Below are 25,190 nucleotides of genomic sequence, written 5' to 3' on the forward strand. Positions count from 1 at the left end.
CCATGCACACCGAGCACGACTGGATCACCACTCCGCTCACGGCGGACCTGCTGCGCGGCGCCCTCGACCTGGAGCGCACCGAGCACGGCCTGCTCCCGCACCGGCTGCCCGCCCGGGCCCGCGCCCAGAACACCAACGCCCAGCTGGCCATGGCCGAGGCCCAGCCCTCCGGCGTACGCCTGGTCCTCCGCACCGCCGCGACGGCCATCGAACTCGACACGCTGCGCACCAAGCGCGACTACGTCGGCCTCCCGTCCCGCCCGGACGGCCTCTACGACCTGCTCGTCGACGGCCGCCCGGCCGGCCAGGCCTCCGGGACCGGCGGCAACGTCCTCACGGTCGACATGGCCACCTGGGACGGCGAGGTCACGCCGGGCCCGGTGGGTACCGTCCGCTTCACCGGCCTGCCCGCCGGTGAGAAGGACGTCGAAATCTGGCTGCCGCACAACGAGACCACCGAGCTCGTCGCCCTGCGCACCGACGCGCCCGTGCAGCCCCTGCCGGACCGGGGCCGCAGGGTGTGGCTGCACCACGGCAGTTCGATCAGCCACGGCTCCGACGCCGCGAGCCCCACGGCCATCTGGCCCGCGATCGCCGCGTCCCTGGGCGGTGTGGAACTGGTCAACCTCGGTTTCGGCGGCAGCGCGATGCTCGACCCGTTCACCGCGCGTGCCATGCGGGACACCCCCGCCGACCTGATCAGCGTCAAGATGGGCATCAACATCGTCAACGGGGACGTGATGCGGCTGCGCGCCTTCGGCCCGGCCGTGCACGGTTTCCTCGACACGATCCGCGACCGGCACCCCGACACCCCGCTGCTGGTCGTCTCCCCCATCCACTGCGCGATCCACGAGGACACCCCCGGCCCCACCGCCCCGGACCTCAGCGAGATCGACAAGGGCCGGCTGCTGTTCGCCGCCATGGGCGACCCGGCGGAGAAGGCCGCCGGGAAGCTCACGCTCGGCGTCATCCGGGAGGAACTGGCCCGCATCGTGCGGCACCGCGCGGCCGACGACCCGAACCTCCACTACCTCGACGGCCTCGACCTCTACGGCGAGTCCGACGCCGCCGAACTCCCCCTCCCCGACCACGTCCACCCGGACGCCGCCACCCACCGCCGCATCGGCGAACGCTTCGGCGCACTGGCCTTCACGGAGGGCGGCCCCTTCGCGGCACAGGGGTGACTGTCAACAGCCGGCTCAGCCCGCGAAGCCCTGCTCCGCCAGGATCTTGTCGATGCGCGCCCGGTGGGCCGACTCCCAGTCGTCGAGAGTCTCCGCGGCCTCCTTCGCCAGCTTGGCGCGGGCCGCGGTGAGCACCTCCTCCCGGCGTGCCCCCGGCACCACCACGACGCCCTCCTCGTCGGCGACCTCCACGACGACGACCGAACCGGGCTCGGCCCGGTGGATCGCGGCGTGCAGCATCAGGTTGTCGCCGGGCGGGCACCGCACGGCCACGGACCCTAACCACCCTGCACGCGCCCGTGTCTAGAACGGCAGCGGCCTCCCGTGCACCACCTCCAGCCTCGTCACCGCCCGCGTCAGCACCACGTACAGCCGGTGGAGCCCCCGTTCCTCCGCCTCGGCGATCGCCGCAGGCTCGACGGCCACGACATGGTCGTACTCGAGCCCCTTGACCACGCTCGCCGGCACCAGGGACACCCGCGCGCCGAGTTCCCCGGGCCCCGCCGCCTCGATACCGGCCGCGTCCAGGGCCGCCCGCACCCGGGGCACCTCCGCGTCCGCCGCGACGACCCCGACGGAGCCCTCCTGCCCCAGCGCGTCCCGTACGGCGTCCACGACCGCCGCCGGCACCCCGTCCGGGGCCGACTCCCGCATCCGCAACTCCCCGTCCCCGCGCAGCGAACGGGCCGCCGGCACGTCCACGTCCAGCCGCTCCAGCAGCCGGTTGGCAAGGCCGACGACGGCACGCGGCACGCGGAAGCCGGTGGTCAACTCGACCACGGCCGCGTCCGGTTTCCCCAGGTGCGCCAGGACCGTCGGCCACGACCGTGCCGCCCACGGCGTCGTCCCCTGCGCCAGATCGCCCAGGACCGTCAGCGAGCCGAAGGGGGCCCGGCGGGCGATGGCCCGGCACTCCATCGGGGACAGGTCCTGCGCCTCGTCGACGACGACATGCCCGTACCCCTCCGGGTGCTCGATCAGCCCGGCCACCTCGTCGAGCAGCACCAGATCGGCGGCCGACCAGCGCGCCGACTTCCACGACCGAGGCGGCTTGCGCCACAGCAGCGCCCGCTGCTCGGCGCTGTCCAGCAGCCCGTCGGCCGCCCTCGCCAACACCTCCCGGTCGGTGAGCAGTTCGGCCACGACCTCCTCCGGCCGCACCCGGGGCCAGACGGCGTCGAGGTACTCGGACACCGGGCGCGCCCGCTCGACCCGGCGCACCCAGGCGTTCGTGGGCGGCCCGGCCCGCCGTTCCACCCGCTCGCGCAGACACCGCACGATCCGCGCCCGCACCCGCTCCCGCCCGACCCCGTACGGCGGTTCCTCCTCCCGTACGCCCGCGACGATCCGCGCCAGTTCCGCGTCGGGCACCCGCCAGCGGTACGACCCGTCCGGCACGGTGAGCGAGCCCGCCCCCGTGGTGCGCACGCGCGCGTACAGCGCCCGCCGCAGCACCTCCGCCATCCGGGCGTCGTGCTTGACGACGGCGGCGGAGTCGTCGTCGGTACCCCGGACCGGCCACCGGGCGATCTCCTCGGCGAGCGTCGACTGCCGCACCCCCGTCTCCCCGAGAGCCGGCAGCACCTCCGCGATGTACGACAGGAACGTGCGGTTGGGCCCGAGGATCAGCAGGCCGCCGCGCCGGATGCGCTGCGGGTGCGTGTAGAGCAGATACGCGGCCCGGTGCAGGCCGACGGCCGTCTTGCCGGTGCCCGGCGCGCCCTGCACGCACACCGACATCGCCAGGTCCCCGCGTACGAGGTCGTCCTGCTCGGGCTGGATGGTCGCGGCGATGTCCCGCATGGGCCCGACGCGAGGCCGTTCGATCTCCCGGGCGACGATCCGGCTGGCGCGGTTCTCCCCCTGCCCCAGGTGCTCGTCCTCCAGGCCGGTGAGGTCGCCGGAGTCCCCGCGGCTGCCGGGCGCCCACCCGAACCGCCGGCGTACGGAGACGTCCTGCGGCTCACGGGCGGAGGCCTGGTAGAAGGCACGCGAGACAGGTGCGCGCCAGTCGACGACGAGGGGCGGTTCGGCCGGGTGCTCGGAGATGCGCAGCCGCCCGATGTGCAGCCGCCCACCGGCCCCCTCGAACTCCAGGGCCCCGAAGAACAACGGCCCCTCGGGCAGTTCGCGCAAGGCCTTGGCATGGCTGCGCAGCCGGTACCCGAGCACCTCCGCGTCGGCACCGGACGCGGAGACGTCCTCCCCGATGACGACCTGTTCACCGGCGCCCTCGACCATCGCGGCGAGGGCGGCCCGGCAGCGCTCGTGGTGGGCGCGTTCACGGCTGAGGGCGTGCTGGAGGGCAGGTTCGGTCGACGTCATTCCACCGAGCGTACGGGAAAAACGTAACCGAGTTAAATTTATTACTCACCCTCACCTTGAAGCCGTGGCGGCAGCCCGGCCGCCAGCCGGCCGAACGCCCGCTCCGCCGCCGCCACCGCGTCCGCCCGCACGTCCGCCACCCGCTCCCCCGCCGCGATCCGCCGCCAGTTCTCCAGCGCCAGCACCCGCAGTACGGCCATGATCTGCCCGGCCGCCAGCCGCGCGTCCAGATCACCCCCGAGCACCTCGGCCAGCGCGGCCTCAGACCGCTCCTGGTGCGTGTGCGCACGGGCGACCAGGGAGGGCGTCCCGTAGAGCAGGGCATGGAAGGCGAGCACCTGAGGATGGTCATTGAGCCCGGTCACGGGGTCGGATCGCTCCAGCCCGTCCAGAAAATGCCGCCGCAGCGCCTCCACCGGCGGCCCCTCCCCCTCCGCCACGACCCGCGCGGCCTCCCCCTCGTGGTCGGCGATCCGGTACAGCACCAGATCCTCCTTGGCGGGGAAGTACCGGAACAGCGTCGGCTTGGAGATCTCGGCCGCCGCCGCCACCTCGGCGACGGACACCGCGTCGAACCCCTTCTCCAGGAAGAGCCGCACCGCGATGTCCGACACGACTTGGTACATCCGCTGCTTTTTGCGCTCACGCAGGCCGGGCTCGCTCATGGGGGGAGCCTACGCAGTACGGCGAGGTGGGAGTCCGCGTCAGGAAGCGCCCGACTCGGTGAGCACGGGCCGATCCTCCTGCGCCGCCCCCCGGTGTTCCTCAGCCGCCTCCCGTTCGCCGCGCCAGCGGATCAGCGCGGCCATGATCTGCGAACGGCTCGGCACCTGCGCGAGGCCCAGCGGTTGTGCGGCGGCGGTGAGGATCTTCTGCAGCTTGCCGGCGGCCACGGGCAGGGCCACCCAGTTGAAGCCCGCGTCCTCGCGCAGGGACAGCGACACCCGGATGACATCGGTGAAGACCGACTGCGCCCGCTTGAAGTCGAGGATCAGCGGCAGGTCCCGCTCCCACCCGGACGAGCTGCCCGGCCGGATCCTCTCGACCAGGTCGCACCATTCACGGACCATACGGCTCTCCTGATCGCCCGGGTAGCGCATCAGGTAGAGGTGGGTGGCCAGGTCGTAGAGCGGATCGCCCAGCATCGCCAGCTCCCAGTCGATGGCCCAGAGCCGGCCCTTCGGATCGAGGACGAAGTTCTCACGGTGCAGATCCGCGTGCAGGAGACAGAACGGGCGCTCCTGAAGCCCCAGCACGTGCTTCCTCAGAAGGGTGAACGATTCGTCCGAGACACCGAGCGCGCGGAACAGGCCGGCGAACGCCGTGTGGTTCTTCCTGTAGACCCGCTCCTCGACGAAGACGATCAGACGTTCCAGAAAGCCGGTGCTGTCCCCGTCCTCGGCGCGGTCCCGGCCCTCACAGCGCCGCTCCACACTCACCATGTCCGGCGTGACCCGCGCCATCTCCCGGAAGAGGTCGACGATCTGGTCGAACACCGCGTCGGGTACGCGCCGCCCCGGCCGCCGCTGCTCACCGAGTGTCCGCCCCTCGATGAAGCCCTGAAGCGCCATGCCGGCGACGTCGATGATGCCGGGGACACGGCTGATGTGCCCCTGGAGGGCGCGGAGCAGCTCCTCCTCCGACCTGAAGCACCTCCGGTCGAACCACAGGATCTCGGAGCGCGGCTCACGGACCTTGACGGTTCGTGTCCCACCGGGCAACGCGAGGACGTAGGTCTCGTGGTGGTACCCCTTGAGCGGCCCCTTGACCAGGTTCGGGTCGCCGCTCATCTCGACTGCTCGCTGCCGAGCACCGGAGACCGATGGGGGTGTCATTGGGTGGTTCAGCCTGCCCCGGTGGTACGGATGGTGTAAGGGGGAAGGCACGTTACTCCACCGGGCGCCGTGATCAGGGGAGAACCCGGCTATCGAGCCGAACTCGTCCCCTCCCGGGTGACCCGGGCGCCCGCCCGAACAGCGGGCCTAGCCGCGCAGCAACCCCAGTACGCTCTCCAGGGACTCGACCACGGTGTCGGCTCCCGCTTCCCTCAGGATCTTGGCTTTCCGGGGGTTGTTCGCGTACCCGAGGAACGGCACCCCGGCCCGTGCCGCCGCCTCGCGGTCCGAGGGGGTGTCGCCGATCATCAGGGCGTCGGCCGGGGCGGCACCCATGGCGTTCAGCGCCCGGTTGAGGCAGTGGGGGTCCGGCTTCAGGTGGCTGAGCTCCTGGGTGCGGCCGTAGATGTGAGGGGCGAAGCAGCCGACGAGGCCGCGGCTTTCGAGGTACTTGCGCACCACCCGCGGTGAGTTGTTGGTGGCGATGGCGAGGCGGGAGCCCACCGCCGACCAGGTGCGTATCAGCGGATCCGCGTACGGGGTCGGCATCGCCGAGGACGCGGCCCGCAGCTCCTCCTGGGTGAGACGTTCCTCCAGCTCGGCGGCGAGGTCGCTGCCGGGATGCCGGCGGTCCACGGCGCGCAGGACGACCTGCGGGTCGAGCGACTCGCGTTCCGTGTCCGTCAGCAGGCCCTGCAGTCCCCGGCCCTCCAGCCAGGACACCAGGTCGCTCGCCACGCCGTCCGCCGAGTGCCCGGCGAACAGACGGCAGACGGGCCCGTCGAAGTCCCAGAGCACGACACGGGCACGTTTGATCAGAGTCAGGAGATGGTGCTGATCGTTCTCGGTCTCGACTGTCACCGAACCAGTCTGCGTCGTATCAGAGGTCACTAGGAGAGTGTCAGGTCCGTCGTGATGGTTTCCCAGAGGGCGTCGAACCACTTCTGGGATTCCTGGACGAACGCCGCGTCCCGCTGGCCCGCTCGCTTCAGGAAGGAGAAGAGGAGGGACTGGGAGCCGAGGACGTCGTACATGTCCAGGGTTTTGCTGCCCCACTCCTCCTCGCGCCTGGTCAGCATGTAGTAGCCGATCAGCGCCTCCTCCTGGTTGAGGAGGTACAGCTTCACCGGCGGGGTGAAGGGCAGCGCGCGGAACGTGACGTGCACGTCGATGCCGTGCGTGGAGCGCAGGGCCAGGAAGTTGTGCTGGAGGACCTGCCCCTGGGCGTTGCGCATGACCAGCCAGCGCTGGTGGACGGGGTTGTCGTCGCCGTGGGCCTCCACGGGGACGGGGAAGGCCAGCTCGATGTCCCGGGACGGGACGAGGATGCGGACGTCGATCGACTCGGGGTGGATCCGGCCCTCGTGGATCAGGCGGAGTGGTTCGCCGATGGCGACCATCAGGGTCTCGGCGGTGTGGCAGACCACGTCCACGCGGACGCGGCGTGCCGAGAACGCCTCCGTCAGCCGTGGCGCCAGACCGACCATCGTCGGCTGGGGTTCGCCCCGGGCCGGAGCGGGCGCGGCGATCCGCGGGGGGCTGCCCTTGCTGACGTTGGTGAGGAGACCGTCCTCCTGGAGTGCTCGCAGGGCCTGGCGGACGGCGCCGCGTTCCACGCCGAACTCCTCCGCGAGGTCGGCCTGGGTGGGCAGGCGGTCCCCGGGCTTGAGCTCGCCCGTGCGGATGCGTTCCCGCAGGTTGTCGGCGATCTCCTGGGGCGAGAGCCTTCTGCTGCCGTTCACGGCCACGTTCTCCTGGGTCACGACCAAACGCTACAACTTTGATCCATCTGGCGGGAGTTGTTTGAAAGTTGTTTATACCTAGGGGCCAAGTGGGGACAACTTAATCAGAGTTGGTTGCCAACTCCTTTGAGTTGGCGGAAGTTTTGCCTCCGAACTTCCGAAGGGGGAAACCAATGCCCGCCCTCACTCTTCTCGCCGCCATCGCAGTCGTCGCCTTCGAGCAGTTCGTCCAGTGGAAGTACGGCCCGGTCGGCATCGTCGGCCTGCTCCTCCTCACCGTGGGGCTCAAGTCCAACAACTCGGCGGTCAGCTCCACAGGAGCCGTCGTGCTGGCGCTGCTGGTGCTGAGGACCGCCCTATGAGCTCGTGAGCACCAGCTCCGAACTGATCGTCTCCCACAGTGCGTTGAACCAGAGGTGCGACTGCTCGACGAAGGTCGTGTCGCGCAGGCCGGGGCCCTGCCGGAAGGAGAACAGCATCGACTGGGTACCCCGCGCGTCGTACATCTCCCTCTGTTCGTGGTCGATCTCGGCCTCCCCGCGTGTCAGCGTGTAGTACGCGAACAGCGCCTCCGAGCCGTTGAGCAGGTACAGCTTCACCGGCGGGGTGAAGGGCAGCGCCCGGAATGTGACGTGCACATCGATGCCGTGCGTGGCGCGCAGGGCCAGCAGACTGTGCTGGAGCACCTGCCCCTGGGCGTTGCGCATCGCCAGCCACCGCTCGTGCACCCAGTCGTCGCCGCGCCCCCCGACCGGCACCGGGAAGGCGAGGTCGATGTCCCGGCTGGGCAGCAGGACCCGGACGTCGACCTTGGCCGGTTTCAGCCGTCCGGCGTGGATCTGCCGCAGCGGTTCGCCGATCGCCAGCGTGAGGGAGATGGAGGTCAGGCACACGGCGTCGATCTCGACGTGCTCCGCCGCGAACGCCGTCGCGATCCGGGGCGCGAGACCCACCGTCGTGGGCAGCGGCGGGGCCTGTGGGCCGGTCAGCGCCCTGGCGAGGTCGGAGGCGACGGTCGCCGGACTTCCCTTGGACACGTTGGTGAGCAGCTGCTCGGACTGCAGGATGCGCAGCGCCTGGCGTACGGCACCGCGCTCGACGCCGAACTCGTCGGCGAGCTGCGCCTGCGTCGGCATGCGCTCACCGGACCGCAGCGCTCCTGACCTGATACGGGCGCGCAGTTCGTCGGCCACCTCTTGATGTGTTCTCTGTGGCCGTTGCGACCTCTTCCGTCCATTGACGGAGGTGTGTTCCGGGTCCACAACCAAACAGTACAACTTCCCGCCATCTTCCGGCAGTTCAGTGCTGGGTGGTTATGAGACGCTTCCAAGCGGAGATAAGTACAGTGAAGTTGGCCGCCAACTTAGGCAACATGGTCAGACTTTCAAGGGGTTGGCCATCCACCATCCACCTACGGGCCTCCCTTCCGGAGGGGAGCCGGGAGCCCGGTCGGTGAGCACCACCGCACAACAACCACAACCGAACAGCTCGCTACGGATGCGGGTCCCTGTACGTCGGCAGAAGGGAGCGGCTCAGAACATGTCCGGGCACCAAGGCCGCCTGGACGTACGCAGCAGGGCGTCGGCCTTCCGGGCGGCGCCCGCTCGTTCTTCCCGCACCCGCCCCAGCGCCGCCAGCCGCACCGCCGACTCGTCCCCCAGCCACAGCGACCCCAACTCGCCTATCTCCAGAGCGAGTTCCGCGCTCTCGGTGGTCGGCGTGCAGGACGCCCCGTCAGCGGAGGCCTCCAGCCGGTACCGCCCGCCGGTCAGACCGTCCACACCGGCGACCTCCAGCACCAGCGTCCCCTCCCCCTCGTACGTCCGCGCCTCCAGCGCCCGTACGACGTCCAGGATCCGCACCCACAGGAAGTCCGCCAGCGAGGTGATCCTGGCCGCCCGCGGATCCGGCAGGAAGTGCGGGAGCAGGTCGTCGGGCGCCCGCCAGCCGCTCTTCACCTTCACGACCCAGTCGATGGAGCAGAGGTACTGCCACAGGGCGCGCTCCGCGGCCGGGGTCACCCCGGTCAGCCAGCTCACGGTCGCCGTGTTCAACGGCTGCTTGGCCTCGCCCCAGTTGTCGTCCACCTCGTAGGCGGCCATGCCCTCGACCTCGCCGGACGCCGAGCGGTACACGGCGAAGAAGGGCCTCTTCCAGGCCGGGTCGAACGTGACGACGCCGGTGTTCAGCTTCCACCACAGCTCGTCGCGGTCGATGACGCCGGGCTGCGTGCGGCGCAGCCGCTCGTGCAGTTCGGGGCCGAGCTTGCGGACGTCGTCACCGTCCACCAGGTCGATCCGCCCGCCGTCCGCCGGGCCCGCCCAGCGGGCGTCGAGGCCGGTGCGCGGCACATCGACCGTCCACTCGGCCATCCAGGTCGCGGGCCCGAAGCCGTACCGGCCGTAGATCGGGTACTCGGCGGCGATCAGCGTCGCCACGACGTCCCCGCGGTCCTTCGCGGCCGCCAGGTCCCGCGCCATCATCCGGCTGAGCAGCCCGCGGCGGCGGTGGGTGGCGGTGACGGTGACCCCCGTGACGGCGTCGGCCGGCACGCTCGCCCCGCCCACGACCGTGAGCTGCTGCTCGAAGGACCGGAAGGTCGCCACGCACCGACCGCCGTCGAAGGCACCGAGGAAACGCCCCGGGACGAAGTTCCGGCGACGGCCCTCGATCTCCTCCGCGGAGACGACGGGCCCCCGCAGGAAGCCGGTGTGCACGGCACGCAGCCACTCGGCGTGTTCGGCTTCGTCGATGGGGCGTATGTCGATGTCGGCTTCGCGGGTCATGGCCTCACGCTAGGCGGAGGGCCGGTCGGTGTCGCGCGGATTTTCCGGGCACCGGCCCTCCCCTGTCCGGAGCGGCTCAGACCAGCAGGTCGTCGACCTGCGCCTCCCCTTCGCGGTAGCGGCGGGCGATCTCCGTGCTGCACTCGTCGGCCGTGCGCTGGAGCCGCTGGCGGCGTCGGGAGACCTGCTGCTCGTAGCGCACGAGCCGTCCCATCGCCGTGTTCAGCTCCAGGTCCGTGCGCGCGCCCAGGTCGGACAGCTCGACCTCGCCGAGCATCTCCGCGGCCAGCCGCCGGGACTCCTCGCCCTGCGGGGTGCCCAGGGTCACATGGCGGGCGGAGGAGCGGTGCCGGGCGGGGCCGTCCCGCAGGATCTCCGCCAGCCGCTCGACGACGGACGTCTCCGCGGGTGCGGCGACGGCGGCCACGTCCGCCGGTGTACGCCGTGCCAACTCCGCGCGCAGGATGTCGATCCGCCCCTGCAGCAGTCGCCGCACGTAGCTGAGGTCGGCCTCGTCGCGCTGGGCCTCGCGCCGCAGTGTGCGCAGCTCGGGCAGGCTCAGCGCGGTCTGATCGGACTCGGGAGCGTCCGAGGGCAGCCGCGGGCTGTCCGTGCGTTGTGTGGGCGGCCGGTGGTACTCCGTCGCCCCGATCCCCGTGTACGTCGACCAGACAGCCCCCGACTGCTGCCCGGTGCCAGATGTGCTCATGTGCCTCAACCGTCCCCTCGACCGGTGTGTGCAAGCATCGTGCCACCCCAAGTGGCCGCTATGGGAACGAGTGCCCCCGATAGACCCCAGATGGGCGGTTAAGCAGCAAAATACGGCCGTGCGCGGCCTGTTGGCGCCCGGCGCAAACCACCCGTTCGTGCCATGCGCGCACCACCCGCGGTCTCACGTTCACCGCCCTGCATGATGGACGTATGCGAGCAGTGGTGCAGAGGGTGGACGGCGCGAGCGTCGTCGTGGACGGCGAGACCGTGGGCGCGATCGAGGGCGAGGGGCTGTGCGTCCTGGTCGGCGTCACGCACGAGGACACCAAGGAGAAAGCGGCCCAGCTGGCCCGCAAACTGTGGTCGATCCGCATGCTGCACGACGAGAAGTCATGCAGCGACATCGACGCCCCGCTCCTGGTGATCAGCCAGTTCACCCTCTACGGAGACGCCCGCAAGGGCCGCCGCCCCACCTGGAACGCCGCCGCCCCCGGTGATGTCGCCGAGCCGCTCGTCGACGAGGTGGTCGCCCAGCTGCGCTCACTGGGCGCGACGGTGGCCACGGGCCGCTTCGGGGCGGCGATGCGCGTATCACTGACGAACGACGGCCCGTTCACCGTGCAGATCGAAATCTGACCCGAAAGGTCTACAAGTCCTACGGCGCGACGACGACTTCCTGGGCCGCGGCCGTGTCACCGGCCACCAGCCGGGCGTCCACGGCCACGTTCCGCTTCACCAGCGCGAGGGCGACCGGCCCGAGCTCGTGGTGGCGTGCGGAGGTCGTGATGAAGCCGATCTTCCGGCCGTCGGGGCCGTCGTCCGCGAGCCGGACCTCGGTGCCGGCCACCGGCAGATGGACCTCGCTGCCGTCGAGGTGCAGGAAGACCAGGCGGCGGGGCGGCTTGCCCAGGTTCTGCACGCGGGCGACCGTCTCCTGCCCCCGGTAGCAGCCCTTCTGCAGGTGCACCGCCGAGCCGATCCAGCCCAGCTCGTGCGGGATGGTGCGGTGGTCGGTCTCGAAACCGAGCCGGGGCCGGTGCTGCTCCACGCGCAGCGCCTCGTAGGCCAGGATCCCGGCCGGCGGACCGGCCTGCCCGGCGAACGCCTCCAGGTCGGCACGCGGCAGGAACAGGTCCCGGCCGTGCGGCGTCTCCCGTACGGCGACGCCCTGCGGCACCTCGGCGATGGAGCCGGCCGGCAGGTGCACCACGGCGATGTCGGCCGTGCGGTCGGCGACCTCGACCTTGTAGAAGAACTTCATCGACTCCAGGTACGCGATCAGCGCGTCCTGGGTGCCCGGCTCCACATGGGCCCAGACCGTCTCGCCGTCGTCGACGAGATACAGGGCGTGCTCGATGTGGCCGTTCGCGGAGAGGATCAGCGCCTCGGTGGCCCGGCCCACGGGCAGCTCGCTCATGTGCTGGGTGAGCAGCAGGTGCAGCCAAGCCAGCCGGTCCTCGCCGGTCACTCCGACGACCCCCCGGTGCGAGAGATCGACGAAACCGGTGCCGTCGGCGAGGGCACGCTGCTCGCGGAACAGGTCGCCGTAGTGGGCGGCGACGCCTTCGTCCACGCCCTCGGCGGGGACGGCGCCGGGCAGGGTCAGCAGGGGGCTCTTCATATACGTAAGCCTACGACTCGGTAGTTGAAGCCTTCAGCGCGCAGTCCTGACACCGGCCGAAGATCGCGAAGTGCTTCATGTCGGTGTCGAAGCCGAACGACTGCCGCAGCTTGTCGGTGAACTCGGCGGCCACGGAGACGTCCGCCTCGATGACGTTCTGGCAGTCACGGCAGACCAGGTGGAGGTGGTGGTGCCGGTCCGCGAGGTGGTACGTCGGCGCCCCGTGTCCCAGATGGGCGTGGCTGACCAGCCCTAGCTCCTCCAGGAGCTCCAGGGTCCGGTAGACGGTGGAGACGTTGACCCCCGACGCCGTTTTCCTCACTTCCACGAGGATGTCGTCGGGGGTCGCGTGCTCCAGGGTGTCCACGGCTTCGAGCACGAGTTGCCGCTGCGGGGTCAGCCGGTAGCCGCGCTGCCGCAGATCGCTCTTCCAGTCGGTGCTCACCACACCTCGAGTCTAGAACTACTTGAAGAAGGCGATGCCGTCGTCCGGCATGTCGTCGGGGAGGGCCTTGGCCCAGCGCTCGACCTCTTCCGGGGTGACGACCTTCTTCAGATGGGCGGACATGTAGGGACGCAGCTCGACCTCGGGGGTCCGCTTCTCGCCGACCCACATCAGGTCGCTCTTGACGTAGCCGTACAGCCGCTTGCCGCCGGTGTACGGCTGGGAGGCGGCCGTGCGGGCCACGGCGTCGGTGACCAGGTCGATCTGGGGCTTCTGGTCGGCCAGCTCGCCGTACCAGATCTCGATGACGCCGTCGTCGCGGGTCATCGTCACCTCGACCTTGCGGTGGGGGTCGATGCGCCAGAAGCCGTGCTCGGACTCCAGCGGACGGACCTTGTTGCCGTCGTTGTCCAGCACCCAGGAGTGCGAGTGGTACTCCAGGAAGTCCCGGCCGTCGTGGGTGAAGGTGACCTCCTGCCCGAAGTTGCACTTCTCGGAGCCGGGGAAGTCGTGCACACCGGCACCCGCCCAGTTTCCGAGCAGGAAGGCGAGCGGGACGAGGTCCTTGTGAAGGTCGGACGGGATCTCGATCATGGGAACTTCCTAGACGGGGGTCAGCGCTGGCCCTGGTACAGCTTCTTCACGGTCAGTCCGGCGAAGGCGAGGACGCCGACGGCGACCAGGACCAACAGGATTTCGAAGAAAAGCTCCACGGGGTGCTCCTTGAGCGAGGTGCGAATGGGTGCACAGGGCCGAGGCCAGCTTACGCGGGCGCCTTCGGCACTTCGATTCCGGACTACGCTTCCGGCTATGGCGAAGAAGCTGGTGATCAAGGTGACGGCGGGGGCCGACGCCCCCGAGCGGTGCTCGCAGGCGTTCACGGTGGCGGCGGTCGCCGTCGCCAGCGGTGTCGAGGTCTCCCTGTGGCTGACCGGCGAGTCCGCCTGGTTCGCCCTGCCCGGCCGGGCCGCCGACTTCGACCTCCCGCACGCGGCACCCCTGCCCGACCTGCTCGACTCGGTCCTCGCGGCCGGCCGCGTCACGCTGTGCACGCAGTGCGCCGCCCGACGCGAGATCACCGAGAAGGACGTCATCGAGGGGGTCCGCATCGCGGGCGCGCAGGTCTTCGTCCAGGAGGCCATGGCGGACGAGACGCAGGCGCTCGTCTACTGACCCGGACAACTCCCTAGCGGCGCTTCTTGCCGTCCAGCTCGTCCCACCACTCGTCGGACTGGGGATCCCCGGACGGGTCGTCCCACCAGCGGTCGTCGGGTCCACGCCGGTTCGCGACCATGGCCGCCACGGGCGGGATGACCATGGCCACGACGCACATGCCGACGGCCACGGGGACGGACCAGAGTCGCACGACGCCCCAGGCCAGCACGAAGAGGGCGATGCAGCCGCCCATCATCGCGAAGTACGTGCGCCGGCGTCGTGCGTACATACGTCCAGCGTAGATCCGGGCAGCTCGAAGGGCCGCACCCCAGGCGTCCAACCCGGGGGGTGCGGCCCTCGATGACCTGTCGCCGTCAGACGGCGATCGCGACCTCCGCCAGTCCGCCCTGCTGGGCGACGACCGTGCGGTCGGCGGTGGCGCCGGGCACGAGGGCACGAACGGTCCAGGTGCCCTCGGCCGCGTAGAAGCGGAACTGTCCGGTCGCCGAGGTCGGCACCTCGGCCGTGAACTCGCCGGTCGAGTCCAGCAGACGGACGTAGCCCACCACGGGCTCGCCGTCCTTGGTCACCTGACCCTGGATCGTGGTCTCACCGGGCTTGATCGTCGAGGCGTCGGGGCCGCCGGCCTTCGCACCACACATGTCGTACTCCTGAAGAGGTCTGGAAAGGTGGGTCCGGTTCTTTACTTGTTGGCGCCGAGCTCGATCGGCACGCCCACCAGGGAGCCGTACTCGGTCCAGGAGCCGTCGTAGTTCTTGACGTTCTCCACACCGAGCAGCTCGTGCAGCACGAACCAGGTCAGCGCGGAGCGCTCACCGATGCGGCAGTAGGCGATGGTGTCCTTGGCCAGGTCGACGCTCTCCTCGGCGTAGAGCTCCTTGAGCTCGTCGTCCGACTTGAAGGTGCCGTCGTCGTTGGCGTTCTTGGACCACGGGATGTTCCGGGCGCTCGGCACGTGGCCGGGGCGCTGGGACTGCTCCTGCGGCAGGTGGGCCGGGGCCAGCAGCTTGCCGGAGAACTCGTCGGGCGAGCGCACGTCGACCAGGTTCTGCGAACCGATGGCCGCCACGACGTCGTCGCGGAAGGCGCGGATGGACGTGTTCTGGGCCTTGGCCTTGTAGTCCGTCTTCGGACGCTCCGGCACCTCGTCGCCGGCGACGAGCTCACGGGCGTCGAGCTCCCACTTCTTGCGGCCGCCGTCGAGGAGCTTGACGTTGTCGTGGCCGTACAGCTTGAAGTACCAGTACGCGTACGAGGCGAACCAGTTGTTGTTGCCGCCGTACAGGACCACCGTGTGGTCGTTGCCGATGCCCTTCTCCGACAGGAGCTTCTCGAAGCCCTCCTGCGTGACGAAGTCACGGCGCACCGGGTCCTGGAGGTCCTTGGTCCAGTCGATGCGGATCGCGTTCTTGATGTGGTTCTTCTCGTAGGCGGACGTGTCCTCGTCCACCTCGACGATCGCGATGGTCGGGTCGTCCAGGTGCTCCTGAAGCCAGTCGGCGTCTACCAGGACGTCGCTGCGACTCATGCTCTTTCTCCTCCGGGGCAGTTACGGCGGGGCGTGCGAGGTATGCAGGGGCGCGCGCCCATGACGAGGGCGGCGCACGGGTGCCCTTGCTGCAGGGCGGCGGGGATGCGCGCGTCGGAGCAGGCCGACGCGGTCGCTCAGAAGGTGCGACAGAGCATGGCGGCGACGCGGCACAGGTCTACTGCCCGCCGCTTCGTGAGATCCGCCTGTCGCTTCATGCCGTCGATCGTAGGGACGGTCGGGCGCGCGTGTCACCGGTGTGTCGCATAGTGAGACGCGAAGATCCGCCATATGGGATCAGCGGCCTGTCCGTGCGTCTCCCGCACGGTTTCCGGCCGCCTGTATTCGCCATCACATCTGCGCTACGGACTCCGCCGTCTCGCCCACCGGACAGCCCTGGTCGGTGCCGCCTTGCGCCTTCCTTACCCGGCCAGCCGGACGTTGGAACCCTTCACCGTGATCTCCACGCCGTTCGGCGCCGCCTGGACGGAGTCCAGCTTGATGCCACCGGGCAGGCCGTCGATCTTCTGCTGGAAGTCGGTGATGGCCCGGACGCGGGACTCGGCGAGCTCGACGCCGCCGAACTTGGGCAGGCCGTCGGCCTTCACCCGCACCTCGCCGTCGACCACCGTCACCGTGCTGAGCACGGAGACCGGCTCGGGCAGCTTGGTGCCGAGGACGGTGGCCTCGACGGTGACCTTGATCTTGCCGTTGCCGCCGTCGGAGAGGCCGACGACGTTGGCGGTGACACCCGGGGCGACCTGGGTCGGCTCGGACTTCGCCGTCTTCAGCAGTTCGTCGTAGGCGATGGTCGCGGTGCCGGTGGCGCTGGTGGCGGTGGCGGAGCTGTAGTCGCCGGAGAACTCGACGCCCTGCATGTCTGCCTTCAGGTCGTCGATCCGGATCTTCTGGGCGCCGTTGCCCGCGGCGGCCTCGTAGTCCTGGATGCCGACCTCGATGTCGTCCAGGGAGCCGCCGGCGACCTGGGTGAGGAACGGGAAGCCCTTGATGGAGACATCGGGGGTAGCCGAGAGGTTCTCCGTCGTCTTCAGACGGTCGGCGGCCTCGTCCTCGGCGAAGTTCACCGCGACGCGGTCGGCGATCACGAAGAGCCCGCCCAGGATCACGACGACGATCAGCAGTATTCGCAGTGCGCGCATACGGTGTTTCCCCCACCTCGGCGGTTGGACGGCGGTCCGGTCCCTGACGACCGGGTGGCCGCCCAAGCGTGAGGGTAACTCCGTGAGATGTGAGCGCCCTGGATTTGTCGATCATCTGTGACAGGCAAGTGCTCGGCGTCGGTGCTGGGGCCGGTGGGTCCGCAGCCCGGCGGAGCGGGGTGCCGCTGCGCCCACCCGTGCCGCCCCTAGCGGCACGCATGCCCGCAGCGGCGGGGGGGGACTACGCAAGGGGACGTGTCGGGGGGTGTCCGCCCGCAGCTGGTTGGCGCGTCAACGCCAGTCAGTCGGCGTCCAACCCCATCGCGCCGTTCCGAGGACGGACACCCCCCGACACGGCCCCGACCCACCACCCGCGAGGAGGCGCTAGGCCAGGGCCCGCCCCAGCACGTACACCGCCGGAGCCGCCGCCGACAGGGGCAGGGCCACTCCCGCTGTGAAGTGGACGAAGCGGGACGGGTAGTCGTAGCTCGCGACCCGGTGGCCGATCAGGGCGCAGGCGGCCGCGCCCGCGCCCAGCAGGGCGCCCGGCGTCCCGAGGCCCGTCATCGCGCCGGCCGCGACGCCCGCGCCCGCCGCCGCGAGCAGCGCCACCACCACGGACGCCGGGGTCGGCAGCGGCAGGGCGCGGGCCAGGACCGCGACGGCCACCGCGATCGCACCCACCGTCACCGCGTCCGCGTCGGCCGCGAGATAGCCGCCCGCGACGATCGCCAGCGCCGCCGCCGCGACCGTCGCCATCAGGCCGTACATCCGCTCGTCCGGGTCGGCGTGCGAGCGCAGTTGCAGGACGAGGGAGAGCAGGACCCAGACGCCGAGCGTGCCCAGGATCGCCGAGGGCGAGCGGTCCGACACCAGCAGCGCCGCGTCGGCGGCCAGCGCCCCGGCGAAGCCCAGCGCGATGCCCTGCCGCGCCGGCCACATGCCGTTCAGCCGGAACCAGCCCGCCGCGGTGACGGCCTGGAGGGCGACGAGAGGCACCAGAAGCGCGTACGTGCCGACGGCCGCGGCGCCCGCCAGCAGCAGCCCGAGCAGTGCCGTCAGCGCGGCCGGCTGCATCCCCGGCTCGATGACCGGCGACCGCCCCTCCGCCCGCGCCCGCTGCGCGTCCGTGACGCGCGTGTTCCCGCCGACGGTGGCAGGGCCGTACCCGGCGTCGGGAGCCGGGGCCGGAGCCTCAGGGACCTCGTCGGGGGCCGGAGCCACGTACCCCTGCGGCGGCAGATACGCCGTGTCCGCCGCTGTCACCGGCGCGGACACCGGTTGGTGCGTCTGCGTCTCCCAGGTCTGTCCCTGCCACTGCTGCGTGTTCTGCGTGTACTGCTGAGCGGCGTACGGATCGTCGTACGGCTGCTGCCCGGGCCACGCCTGCGGCTGCTGCCCGTAAGGGTCGTAGCCCTCATGCGGCTGGTTGCTCATCGTCATCCTCCTGCGAACGGCGGGAGCACCTCGACCGTGCCGCCGTCGGCCAGCCGTACCGTCTCATGTCCGCGGGTGCCCACGGGGTCACCGTCGACGAGGAACGAGCATCGCCGCAGGACACGCTCGAGTTCGCCGGGGTGTCGCCCGCGCACCCCGTCGAGCGCCTCGGCGAGCGTGACCGCCTCGTACGGCTCCTCGGCCACCCCGGCCGCGGCCTTGGCGGCGGCCCAGTAGCGCACCGTGACCTTTGGCATCTGCTTCCTCAATCGCTCGTCGGTGAACAGCGTCAGGCTAGCCCGCCCGGCCGACGGCCCACTCCCCGATGCGTGCCAGCAACGCGTCGCTCGCCGCGTGCTCGGCATGCCCCATGTCCGGCTCCAGCCACAGTTCGCCCTGGTCACCGGCGGCCGCGGCCAGCATGCGGGGGTGGTCGAGCGGGAAGTAGCCGTCGGCGTCACCGTGCACGATCAGCAGGGGCGTGGGGGCGATCCTCGGCACCGCCTCCACCGGGGAGAGGGGGACCGGGTCCCAGTCCCGGTGGTGGATGCGCGTACCGAAGCCGTACCGGCTCACCGCCCGCCCCTCGGGCCGCGTCACCAGCCAGTGCAGCCGGCGCATGGGCGCCGTCCCCCGGTAGTACCAGCGGGCGGGCGCGCTGACGGACACCACCGCGTCCGTGCCCGCCTCGTACAGCGCCGCGTGCCGCAGCACCACCGACCCGCCCATGGAGAACCCCACCGTCGCCACGCGCGCGTGCCCGAGTTCCCGGGCCCACCGCACGGCCACCGCCAGGTCGAGCACCTCCCGGTCCCCCACCGTGGACCGCCCGCCGGACGCCCCGTGGCCCCGGAAGGAGAACGTGACGACGGCCCCGTGCCGGGCGAACGCCTGGGCCACCCGCCGCACGTGCGGCCGGTCCACGGCACCGGTGAAACCGTGGGCGACGACGAACGCGGGATGAGCGGAAAGCGTCCCGGAGGCGTCGTATACAGCGGTACCCGGGTCGTATACGGCGTCGATGGTCACACCGTCGTCCGTGCGCAGAAACGTCCGCAGTTGAGCCCGCACAGGCGTTCCCGCGGTCGTCTCGGAGTTCGGACAATCGGTGGAACGCGCCACATGACCTGCCGCACCAGAGCTCATGTGGGCTATTCTGCTGGGCAGAGGACTCGGGCAGCGTTGCCCCCGGGTCCTTTTGTGCTTTCGGAAGCGTTGTATACGACACGGGAAACCGCAGGTGTACGGGGCAGCCGGGATCGCAGAGCGGTGCTGTACCAACAAACGTCCTCGCAGGGACCGAGGAGGAACCAGACGTATGAGTTCTCTGCTGCTCCTGACCAACGCCCTCCAGCCGTCGACGGAGGTGCTCCCCGCCCTCGGCCTGCTTCTGCACAACGTGCGAGTGGCCCCCGCGGAGGGACCAGCCCTCGTCGACACCCCGGGCGCCGATGTCATCCTCGTCGACGGCCGGCGCGATCTGCCACAGGTCCGCAGCCTGTGCCAGCTGCTCCGGTCGACCGGCCCGGGCTGTCCACTGATCCTCGTCGTCACGGAGGGCGGTCTCGCCGCCGTCACCGCCGACTGGGGCATCGACGACGTCCTGCTCGACACCGCCGGCCCGGCGGAGGTCGAGGCACGGCTGCGGCTGTCCATGGGACGGCAGCAGATCGTCAGCGACGACTCCCCGATGGAGATCCGCAACGGCGACCTGTCGGTCGACGAGGCGACGTACTCGGCCAAGCTCAAGGGCCGCGTCCTCGACCTCACCTTCAAGGAGTTCGAGCTCCTGAAGTACCTCGCCCAGCACCCCGGCCGCGTCTTCACCCGCGCCCAGCTGCTGCAGGAGGTGTGGGGCTACGACTACTTCGGCGGTACGCGCACGGTCGACGTGCACGTACGGCGGCTGCGCGCCAAGCTCGGGCCGGAGCACGAGTCGCTGATCGGCACCGTCCGGAACGTCGGTTATCGATTCGTTACGCCGGAGAAGGTGGAGCGCGCCGCCGAGGAGGCGAAGGCGAAGGCCGCCAAGGCAAAGCAGGACAGCGCGGACAAGTCGGCCGCTCTGGATGCCGCCGAGGCGCGCGCCGAGGCGTAAAGAGGCGTATTGCGGTGCCCACCTGGGCATCGCTTTCCGCGAGGGGGTCTCCGGACGGCGGTCGGGATATCGTACGGAACCTCCTTTACGCCCTGCCCAGAGCCGGTATATCCGCGTAGACTCCGCGCGTGGCCAAGGTGACTCGGGATGATGTGGCGCGGCTGGCAGGGACTTCCACTGCCGTGGTCAGCTATGTCATCAACAACGGACCCCGGCCGGTCGCCCCGGCCACGCGCGAGCGTGTCCTCGCCGCGATCAAGGAACTGGGGTACCGGCCCGACCGGGTGGCCCAGGCCATGGCGTCCCGTCGTACGGATCTCATAGGCCTGATCGTGCCGGACGCGCGCCAGCCCTTCTTCGGGGAGATGGCGCACGCGGTCGAACAGGCCGCGTCCGAGCGCGGAAAGATGGTGCTCGTCGGGAACTCCGACTACATCGGCGAGCGCGAGGTCCACTATCTGCGGGCCTTCCTGGGCATGCGCGTCTCGGGGCTCATCCTCGTCAGCCACGCGCTCAACGACCTGGCAGCGGCCGAGATCGAGGCCTGGGACGCCCGGGTGGTGCTGCTGCACGAGCGGCCCGAGGCCATAGACGACGTCGCCGTCGTCACGGACGACCTGGGCGGCGCCCAGCTCGCCGTACGCCACCTGCTGGAGCACGGCTACGAGTACGTGGCCTGTATGGGCGGCATCGCGGAGACCCCCGCGGTCGGCGACCCGGTCTCCGACCACGTCGAGGGCTGGCGGCGCGCGATGGACGAGGCCGGCATCTCCACGGAGGGCCGCCTCTTCGAGGCCCTCTACAACCGCTACGACGCCTACCAGGCCGCCCTGAAGATCCTCTCCGGCCCCGAGCGCCCGCCTGCGATCTTCTGCTCCACCGACGACCAGGCGATCGGCCTGCTGCGAGCCGCGCGCGAGCTGCGGATCGACGTCCCCGGCGAGCTGGCGGTGGCCGGGTTCGACGACATCAAGGAGGCGGCGCTCACCGACCCGCCCATGACGACGATCGCCTCCGACCGCTCGGCGATGGCCCGCGCGGCGGTCGACCTCGTCCTCGACGACGGCCTGCGGGTCGCGGGGGCGCGGCGGGAGCGGCTGAAGGTGTTCCCGTCCCGGTTGGTGACACGGCGGTCCTGCGGCTGCGCGTAACCCTTCGGGGTCACGGTGGGGCGCCGGAAGGCGTCTTTATATCGGGCATACGAGGTTCTGTCGGGCTTCTCAGGGAGCACTCAGGAAGCTCTCATGGTCGGGCGACAAGCTCAGTTCCATGACCGAGAGCTTCCACCGCAGTGGCGAGTACCAGAACCCTTACGAGGGTCAGCAGCAGGCCCCGGTGAACCCCGAGTGGCCGCCCCCGCCGGCGCACGCCCCGGCTCAGGCTCCGCACGCTCCGAAGAAGCGCCGCCGTGGCCCCGTCGCCCTGCTGGCCGCCGTGGCGATCGTCGCCGCGGCGATAGGCGGCGGCACCGCCTACGGCATCCAGGAGCTGACCGGCAACGACACCGTCGCCTCCAGCTCCACCAGCACCAACGTGGTGCCGTCCAGCCAGAAGGGCACGGTCTCCGGGGTCGCCAAGGCGGTCAGCCCGAGCATCGTCGAGATCAGCGCCGACTCCAACGCCGGGTCCTCCACCGGCTCCGGCGTGATCATCACGGGTGACGGCGAGATCATCACCAACAACCACGTCGTCGCCGGTGCCTCGCAGATCAAGGTGACGACCAACGACGGCAAGTCCTACACCGCCAAGATCGTGGGCACCGACAGCAAGAAGGACCTGGCGCTGATCAAGCTGGAGAACGCCTCCGGCCTGAAGACCGCGACGCTCGGCGACTCGGCCGGGGTGGGGGTCGGCGACCAGGTCGTGGCGATCGGCTCCCCCGAGGGCCTGACCGGCACCGTCACCAGCGGCATCATCTCCGCCCTCGACCGGGACGTCACGGTCTCCACGGACGAGAGCCAGGGCCAGGAGCAGGGGCAGGGACAGCAGGGCGGCGAGTGGCCGTTCGAGTTCGGCGGCCGGGAGTTCAACGGCGACACCGGCTCGGACACGACGACGTACAAGGCGCTCCAGACCGACGCGTCCCTCAACCCGGGCAACTCCGGCGGCGCGCTGATCGACATGAACGGCAACATCATCGGGATCAACTCCGCGATGTACTCGGCGGCGGGCGCGTCCTCCTCCGCGGCCGCGGGCAGCGTGGGCCTGGGCTTCGCCATCCCGATCAACACCGTCAAGGCCGACCTCGCCACGCTGCGGGCCGGCTCCACGAACTGAGCTTGTGCACGGAATGAGGAGTAGGGCGATGATCCAGCAGGTCGAGCACACGGAATCCGGCGGCGATCCGGCCGGGGTCGGGCTGGCCCTGGCGGTGGCGTACGCACTGCACGCGCCGACGGGCCGGGCACCGGAGGTGGCGACCACGGGGGCCAAGGCCGCCCGGCGGGCGGGAAGGGCCGCCGCCCGACGCCGCACCGCACGGGCCTGACCCGCCTCCCGGCACCGCACGCGCCCGCGCTCGTACGTGCGCTCGTGCGAGGCTGAGAGCGTCAGACGCCCCGCCCCTCCCCTTCACCCCGAGGACCCCGAGCCCATGAGCCCCGCAGACGGCGACCGTGACCCCCAGCGCATCCTGATCGTCGACGACGAGCCGGCGGTACGCGAAGCACTTCAGCGCAGTCTCGCCTTCGAGGGGTACGGGACCGAGGTCGCCGTCGACGGCGCGGACGCGCTGGTGAAGGCCGCGGCGTACCGGCCCGACCTGGTCGTCCTCGACATCCAGATGCCCCGCATGGACGGCCTGACCGCAGCGCGCCGCATCCGCGCCACCGGCGACACGACGCCCATCCTGATGCTCACGGCCCGTGACACCGTCGGCGACCGGGTCACGGGCCTCGACGCGGGCGCCGACGACTACCTGGTCAAGCCCTTCGAACTGGACGAACTCTTCGCCCGCATCCGCGCCCTGCTGCGCCGCAGCTCCTACGCGGCGGCCGTGGGCGCGGGCGACCCGGCCGACGAGGACGCGCTCACCTTCGCCGATCTGCGCATGGACCTGGCGACGCGCGAGGTCACCCGGGCCGGCCGCCAGGTGGAGCTGACCCGCACGGAGTTCACGCTCCTGGAGATGTTCATGGCCCACCCGCGCCAGGTCCTCACGCGGGAGCAGATCCTGAAGGCGGTCTGGGGCTTCGACTTCGAGCCGTCGTCGAACTCCCTCGACGTCTACGTCATGTACCTGCGCCGCAAGACCGAGGCGGGCGGCGAACCGCGCCTCGTCCACACGGTGCGGGGTGTCGGATACGTACTGCGGGCGGGCGGCGCGGAGTGAACAAGGTCGTACGCCGGTTCCGCTCCCTGCCGATCCGCTCCCGACTGGCGCTGCTGGTGGCGGCGGCGGTGGCGTTCGCGGTGGCGGCGGTTTCGGTGACGTGCTGGTTCATCGTGCAGGGGAAGTTGTACGACCAGGTGGACGATGACCTGCAGTCGTCGTTCCGGACCATTCAGGCGGACGAGTTCGACGCGCTGACCAAGTCGTGTCCCCAGAACCCGTCGAACACGCTCGGCGGGGCGCCACGTCCGCAGACCTACGCGCAGGTGGTCAGGACCGACGGCAAGGTCTGCCGCTTCAGCAGCCTCATGCCCCAGGTGAATGTGACGAGCGGCGACAAGGACGTGGCCAGGAATCCCGACTACAGGACGGCCGTCCTGCGCAACGGCACCGACAGCGACGGCAATTCGGTGCGCGTGCTGACCACGGCGGTGGTCGTGAAGGACGGTCCGTTCCAGCAGGGCGTGGCCGCCGACTACGCGCTGGTCATCGCCGTCCCGCTCAAGGGAACGGAGTCCACGCTCAACGAACTGGCGCTGATCCTGTTGCTGGTCTCGGGCGTGGGGGTGTTCGGCGCGGGGGCGGCCGGCCTCACGGTCGCCAGGGCGGGCCTCCGCCCCGTCGACAAACTCACGGAAGCGGTCGAGCACGTGGCCCGCACGGAGGACCTGGACGTCCGCATCCCGGTGGACGAGGACAGCGAGGACGAGGTGGCCCGCCTCTCCCGCTCGTTCAACTCGATGACCTCGGCCCTGGCCAGCTCGCGAGAACTCCAGCAACAGCTCATCGCCGACGCGGGCCACGAGTTGCGTACGCCGCTGACGTCCCTCCGCACGAACATCGAACTCCTCACCCGCAGCGAGGAGACGGGCCGCCCCATCCCCGAGGCGGACCGCAAGGCCCTGCTCGCCTCGGTGAAGGCACAGATGACGGAACTGGCCGCACTCATCGGCGACCTGCAGGAACTCTCCCGCCCGGACACGGGCCAGCACGCGGGCCGTACTCAGATCCTCGCCTGGCACGACACGGTCGAGTCGGCGCTACGGCGAGCGCGACTACGCGGACCCGAACTGACGATCACGGCGGACATCCAGCCCTGGTTCGTCCGGGCGGAACCCTCAGCCCTGGAGCGGGCGGTGGTCAACATCCTCGACAACGCGGTGAAGTTCAGCCCGGAGGCCGGCACGATCGAGGTCCGCCTCGCCGCAGGCACCCTCACGGTCCGCGACCACGGCCCGGGCATCCCCGCCGACGAACTCCCCCACGTCTTCGACCGCTTCTGGCGCTCCCCGAGCGCACGGGCGTTGCCGGGCTCGGGGCTGGGCCTGTCGATCGTGGCCCGTACGGTCCAACAGGCGGGCGGCGAGGTGTCCCTGTCCCACGCCGAGGGAGGCGGCACGGTGGCGACGGTACGACTGCCGGGAGCGGCTGTGCCTCCGCCTGAGGTGCCTTGACGGACGCCAGGGGTGGCGTTTTCGGCTCACGCAAGACTTCCGAGAGCAGATGCCCTTGTTCATACTCGGTATGGATAACTGGAGACTCCAGTGTGACTCTGTCTACGCGGAAGAAAGTGGATCTTTCATGACCGCACAGATGAACGCACCGCTGGGTGCACCGCAGGACGCCGTGCAAACGGACCTTCCCGATCTCAGCACGTTCACATTCTCGGAGTTGCGCGACCGCACTGGAGAGGACATGGATCGCGCCCTGGAAGTGATCACCGCCCAGGCCGACCGCGCACCCGCCGTGTTCAGAGGCGGCGGTGAACCGGGCGGTGGTCCTGCGGCCCGATTCGACTGACCCCGGGAGTC

30 protein-coding genes and 1 pseudogene are annotated in these 25,190 nt (G+C 70.6%); 11 read left to right on the forward strand and 20 right to left on the reverse strand.

Annotated features, from left to right (window positions below):
- Positions 1-2 precede the first annotated feature (2 nt).
- Complete coding sequence (locus tag OHU35_RS19625) at positions 3-1,184, forward strand: GDSL-type esterase/lipase family protein (protein WP_359893152.1); 1,182 nt, start codon at positions 3-5, stop codon at positions 1,182-1,184.
- Positions 1,185-1,199: 15 nt separating this feature from the next.
- On the opposite strand, the pseudogene OHU35_RS19630 reads toward OHU35_RS19625, so the two are convergent.
- The 6 genes and pseudogenes from OHU35_RS19630 to OHU35_RS19655 form a co-directional block, all read right to left on the reverse strand.
- Positions 1,200-1,451 (reverse strand): annotated as a pseudogene (locus OHU35_RS19630) (RraA family protein); the annotation flags it as partial.
- Between the two features lie 36 nt (positions 1,452-1,487).
- Positions 1,488-3,509: a HelD family protein gene (locus tag OHU35_RS19635; RefSeq protein ID WP_405506184.1), complete on the reverse strand. Its 2,022-nt coding sequence runs from the start codon at positions 3,507-3,509 to the stop codon at positions 1,488-1,490.
- A 41-nt stretch (positions 3,510-3,550) separates the two neighbouring features.
- Positions 3,551-4,174 (reverse strand): TetR family transcriptional regulator, encoded by a 624-nt coding sequence (locus OHU35_RS19640; RefSeq protein ID WP_189729468.1) that lies wholly within the window; start codon positions 4,172-4,174, stop codon positions 3,551-3,553.
- 39 nt (positions 4,175-4,213) lie between these two features.
- Positions 4,214-5,299 (reverse strand): aminoglycoside phosphotransferase family protein, encoded by a 1,086-nt coding sequence (locus OHU35_RS19645; protein ID WP_229873371.1) that lies wholly within the window; start codon positions 5,297-5,299, stop codon positions 4,214-4,216.
- Between the two features lie 192 nt (positions 5,300-5,491).
- Positions 5,492-6,205 (reverse strand): HAD family hydrolase, encoded by a 714-nt coding sequence (locus tag OHU35_RS19650; protein ID WP_189729470.1) that lies wholly within the window; start codon positions 6,203-6,205, stop codon positions 5,492-5,494.
- A gap of 29 nt (positions 6,206-6,234) precedes the next feature.
- The gene (locus OHU35_RS19655; protein ID WP_189729471.1) at positions 6,235-7,113 is read right to left on the reverse strand and encodes a winged helix-turn-helix domain-containing protein; all 879 of its coding nucleotides are present in this window, start codon (positions 7,111-7,113) and stop codon (positions 6,235-6,237) included.
- 146 nt (positions 7,114-7,259) lie between these two features.
- On the opposite strand from OHU35_RS19655, the gene OHU35_RS19660 reads away from it, so the two are divergent.
- Positions 7,260-7,448 (forward strand): hypothetical protein, encoded by a 189-nt coding sequence (locus OHU35_RS19660; RefSeq protein WP_189729472.1) that lies wholly within the window; start codon positions 7,260-7,262, stop codon positions 7,446-7,448.
- Here the strand turns inward: OHU35_RS19660 and OHU35_RS19665 are convergent.
- From OHU35_RS19665 to OHU35_RS19675, 3 genes are all read right to left on the reverse strand, one after another.
- Positions 7,443-8,354, reverse strand: a complete 912-nt coding sequence (locus tag OHU35_RS19665; RefSeq protein ID WP_189729474.1) for a FadR/GntR family transcriptional regulator — start codon at positions 8,352-8,354, stop codon at positions 7,443-7,445. The genes OHU35_RS19660 and OHU35_RS19665 overlap by 6 nt on opposite strands.
- A gap of 264 nt (positions 8,355-8,618) precedes the next feature.
- Positions 8,619-9,872 carry a GNAT family N-acetyltransferase gene (locus OHU35_RS19670; protein ID WP_405506188.1) on the reverse strand — a complete coding sequence of 418 codons (1,254 nt, stop codon included), beginning with the start codon at positions 9,870-9,872 and terminating at the stop codon, positions 8,619-8,621.
- Positions 9,873-9,948: 76 nt separating this feature from the next.
- Positions 9,949-10,581, reverse strand: a complete 633-nt coding sequence (locus tag OHU35_RS19675) for an aerial mycelium formation protein (RefSeq protein ID WP_189729478.1) — start codon at positions 10,579-10,581, stop codon at positions 9,949-9,951.
- Positions 10,582-10,793: 212 nt separating this feature from the next.
- Between OHU35_RS19675 and dtd the strand changes: the two genes are divergently transcribed.
- Entirely contained in the window at positions 10,794-11,219 is a 426-nt protein-coding gene (gene dtd / locus OHU35_RS19680; RefSeq protein WP_030242984.1) for a D-aminoacyl-tRNA deacylase, read from the forward strand.
- Positions 11,220-11,238: 19 nt separating this feature from the next.
- On the opposite strand, the gene OHU35_RS19685 is transcribed toward dtd, so the two are convergent.
- Genes OHU35_RS19685 through OHU35_RS19695 form a run of 3 tightly spaced genes read right to left on the reverse strand, consistent with a single transcriptional unit; the run spans position 11,239 to position 13,243 of the window.
- Complete coding sequence (locus OHU35_RS19685; protein WP_189729479.1) at positions 11,239-12,204, reverse strand: folate-binding protein YgfZ; 966 nt, start codon at positions 12,202-12,204, stop codon at positions 11,239-11,241.
- A 10-nt stretch (positions 12,205-12,214) separates the two neighbouring features.
- Entirely contained in the window at positions 12,215-12,652 is a 438-nt protein-coding gene (locus OHU35_RS19690; RefSeq protein WP_184599315.1) for a Fur family transcriptional regulator, read from the reverse strand.
- 15 nt (positions 12,653-12,667) lie between these two features.
- The gene (locus OHU35_RS19695; protein ID WP_405506189.1) at positions 12,668-13,243 is read right to left on the reverse strand and encodes an FABP family protein; all 576 of its coding nucleotides are present in this window, start codon (positions 13,241-13,243) and stop codon (positions 12,668-12,670) included.
- A 216-nt stretch (positions 13,244-13,459) separates the two neighbouring features.
- On the opposite strand from OHU35_RS19695, the gene OHU35_RS19700 reads away from it, so the two are divergent.
- On the forward strand, positions 13,460-13,822 hold the full coding sequence (locus OHU35_RS19700; protein ID WP_189729483.1) for a DsrE family protein: 363 nt from the start codon (positions 13,460-13,462) through the stop codon (positions 13,820-13,822).
- A 13-nt stretch (positions 13,823-13,835) separates the two neighbouring features.
- Here OHU35_RS19700 and OHU35_RS19705 read toward each other — a convergent pair whose 3' ends face one another.
- The 8 genes from OHU35_RS19705 to OHU35_RS19740 form a co-directional block, all read right to left on the reverse strand.
- Positions 13,836-14,093: a DUF3099 domain-containing protein gene (locus OHU35_RS19705; protein WP_189729485.1), complete on the reverse strand. Its 258-nt coding sequence runs from the start codon at positions 14,091-14,093 to the stop codon at positions 13,836-13,838.
- Between the two features lie 85 nt (positions 14,094-14,178).
- Complete coding sequence (locus tag OHU35_RS19710; RefSeq protein ID WP_003991226.1) at positions 14,179-14,466, reverse strand: DUF1416 domain-containing protein; 288 nt, start codon at positions 14,464-14,466, stop codon at positions 14,179-14,181.
- Positions 14,467-14,507: 41 nt separating this feature from the next.
- The gene (locus OHU35_RS19715; protein WP_189729487.1) at positions 14,508-15,353 is read right to left on the reverse strand and encodes a sulfurtransferase; all 846 of its coding nucleotides are present in this window, start codon (positions 15,351-15,353) and stop codon (positions 14,508-14,510) included.
- A gap of 137 nt (positions 15,354-15,490) precedes the next feature.
- The gene (locus OHU35_RS19720; RefSeq protein ID WP_350310325.1) at positions 15,491-15,571 is read right to left on the reverse strand and encodes a putative leader peptide; all 81 of its coding nucleotides are present in this window, start codon (positions 15,569-15,571) and stop codon (positions 15,491-15,493) included.
- 204 nt (positions 15,572-15,775) lie between these two features.
- Positions 15,776-16,513 (reverse strand): DUF2993 domain-containing protein, encoded by a 738-nt coding sequence (locus OHU35_RS19725; protein ID WP_189729489.1) that lies wholly within the window; start codon positions 16,511-16,513, stop codon positions 15,776-15,778.
- A 384-nt stretch (positions 16,514-16,897) separates the two neighbouring features.
- Entirely contained in the window at positions 16,898-17,950 is a 1,053-nt protein-coding gene (locus OHU35_RS19730) for a hypothetical protein (RefSeq protein WP_405506192.1), read from the reverse strand.
- A gap of 2 nt (positions 17,951-17,952) precedes the next feature.
- Positions 17,953-18,207: a MoaD/ThiS family protein gene (locus tag OHU35_RS19735; RefSeq protein WP_189729493.1), complete on the reverse strand. Its 255-nt coding sequence runs from the start codon at positions 18,205-18,207 to the stop codon at positions 17,953-17,955.
- Between the two features lie 37 nt (positions 18,208-18,244).
- Entirely contained in the window at positions 18,245-19,096 is an 852-nt protein-coding gene (locus OHU35_RS19740; protein WP_189729495.1) for an alpha/beta hydrolase, read from the reverse strand.
- A gap of 172 nt (positions 19,097-19,268) precedes the next feature.
- Here OHU35_RS19740 and OHU35_RS19745 point away from each other — a divergent pair, with 172 nt between their 5' ends.
- From OHU35_RS19745 to OHU35_RS19775, 7 genes are all read left to right on the forward strand, one after another.
- The gene (locus tag OHU35_RS19745) at positions 19,269-20,048 is read left to right on the forward strand and encodes a response regulator transcription factor (protein WP_189729497.1); all 780 of its coding nucleotides are present in this window, start codon (positions 19,269-19,271) and stop codon (positions 20,046-20,048) included.
- A 128-nt stretch (positions 20,049-20,176) separates the two neighbouring features.
- On the forward strand, positions 20,177-21,199 hold the full coding sequence (locus OHU35_RS19750; RefSeq protein WP_189729498.1) for a LacI family DNA-binding transcriptional regulator: 1,023 nt from the start codon (positions 20,177-20,179) through the stop codon (positions 21,197-21,199).
- 118 nt (positions 21,200-21,317) lie between these two features.
- Complete coding sequence (locus OHU35_RS19755) at positions 21,318-22,325, forward strand: S1C family serine protease (RefSeq protein WP_189729500.1); 1,008 nt, start codon at positions 21,318-21,320, stop codon at positions 22,323-22,325.
- A gap of 28 nt (positions 22,326-22,353) precedes the next feature.
- Positions 22,354-22,536, forward strand: coding sequence for a hypothetical protein (locus OHU35_RS19760; RefSeq protein ID WP_359893127.1), 183 nt, complete (start codon positions 22,354-22,356; stop codon positions 22,534-22,536).
- Between the two features lie 105 nt (positions 22,537-22,641).
- Positions 22,642-23,379 carry a response regulator transcription factor gene (locus tag OHU35_RS19765; RefSeq protein WP_189729503.1) on the forward strand — a complete coding sequence of 246 codons (738 nt, stop codon included), beginning with the start codon at positions 22,642-22,644 and terminating at the stop codon, positions 23,377-23,379.
- Positions 23,376-24,833 (forward strand): cell wall metabolism sensor histidine kinase WalK, encoded by a 1,458-nt coding sequence (locus OHU35_RS19770; protein WP_189729505.1) that lies wholly within the window; start codon positions 23,376-23,378, stop codon positions 24,831-24,833. The genes OHU35_RS19765 and OHU35_RS19770 overlap by 4 nt, the downstream gene beginning before the upstream one ends.
- Before the next feature lie 127 nt (positions 24,834-24,960).
- Entirely contained in the window at positions 24,961-25,179 is a 219-nt protein-coding gene (locus tag OHU35_RS19775) for a hypothetical protein (protein ID WP_189729507.1), read from the forward strand.
- Positions 25,180-25,190 lie beyond the last annotated feature (11 nt).

This window comes from Streptomyces purpurascens, assembly GCF_045040895.1.
GTDB classification, from domain to species: Bacteria; Actinomycetota; Actinomycetes; order Streptomycetales; family Streptomycetaceae; genus Streptomyces; species Streptomyces purpurascens.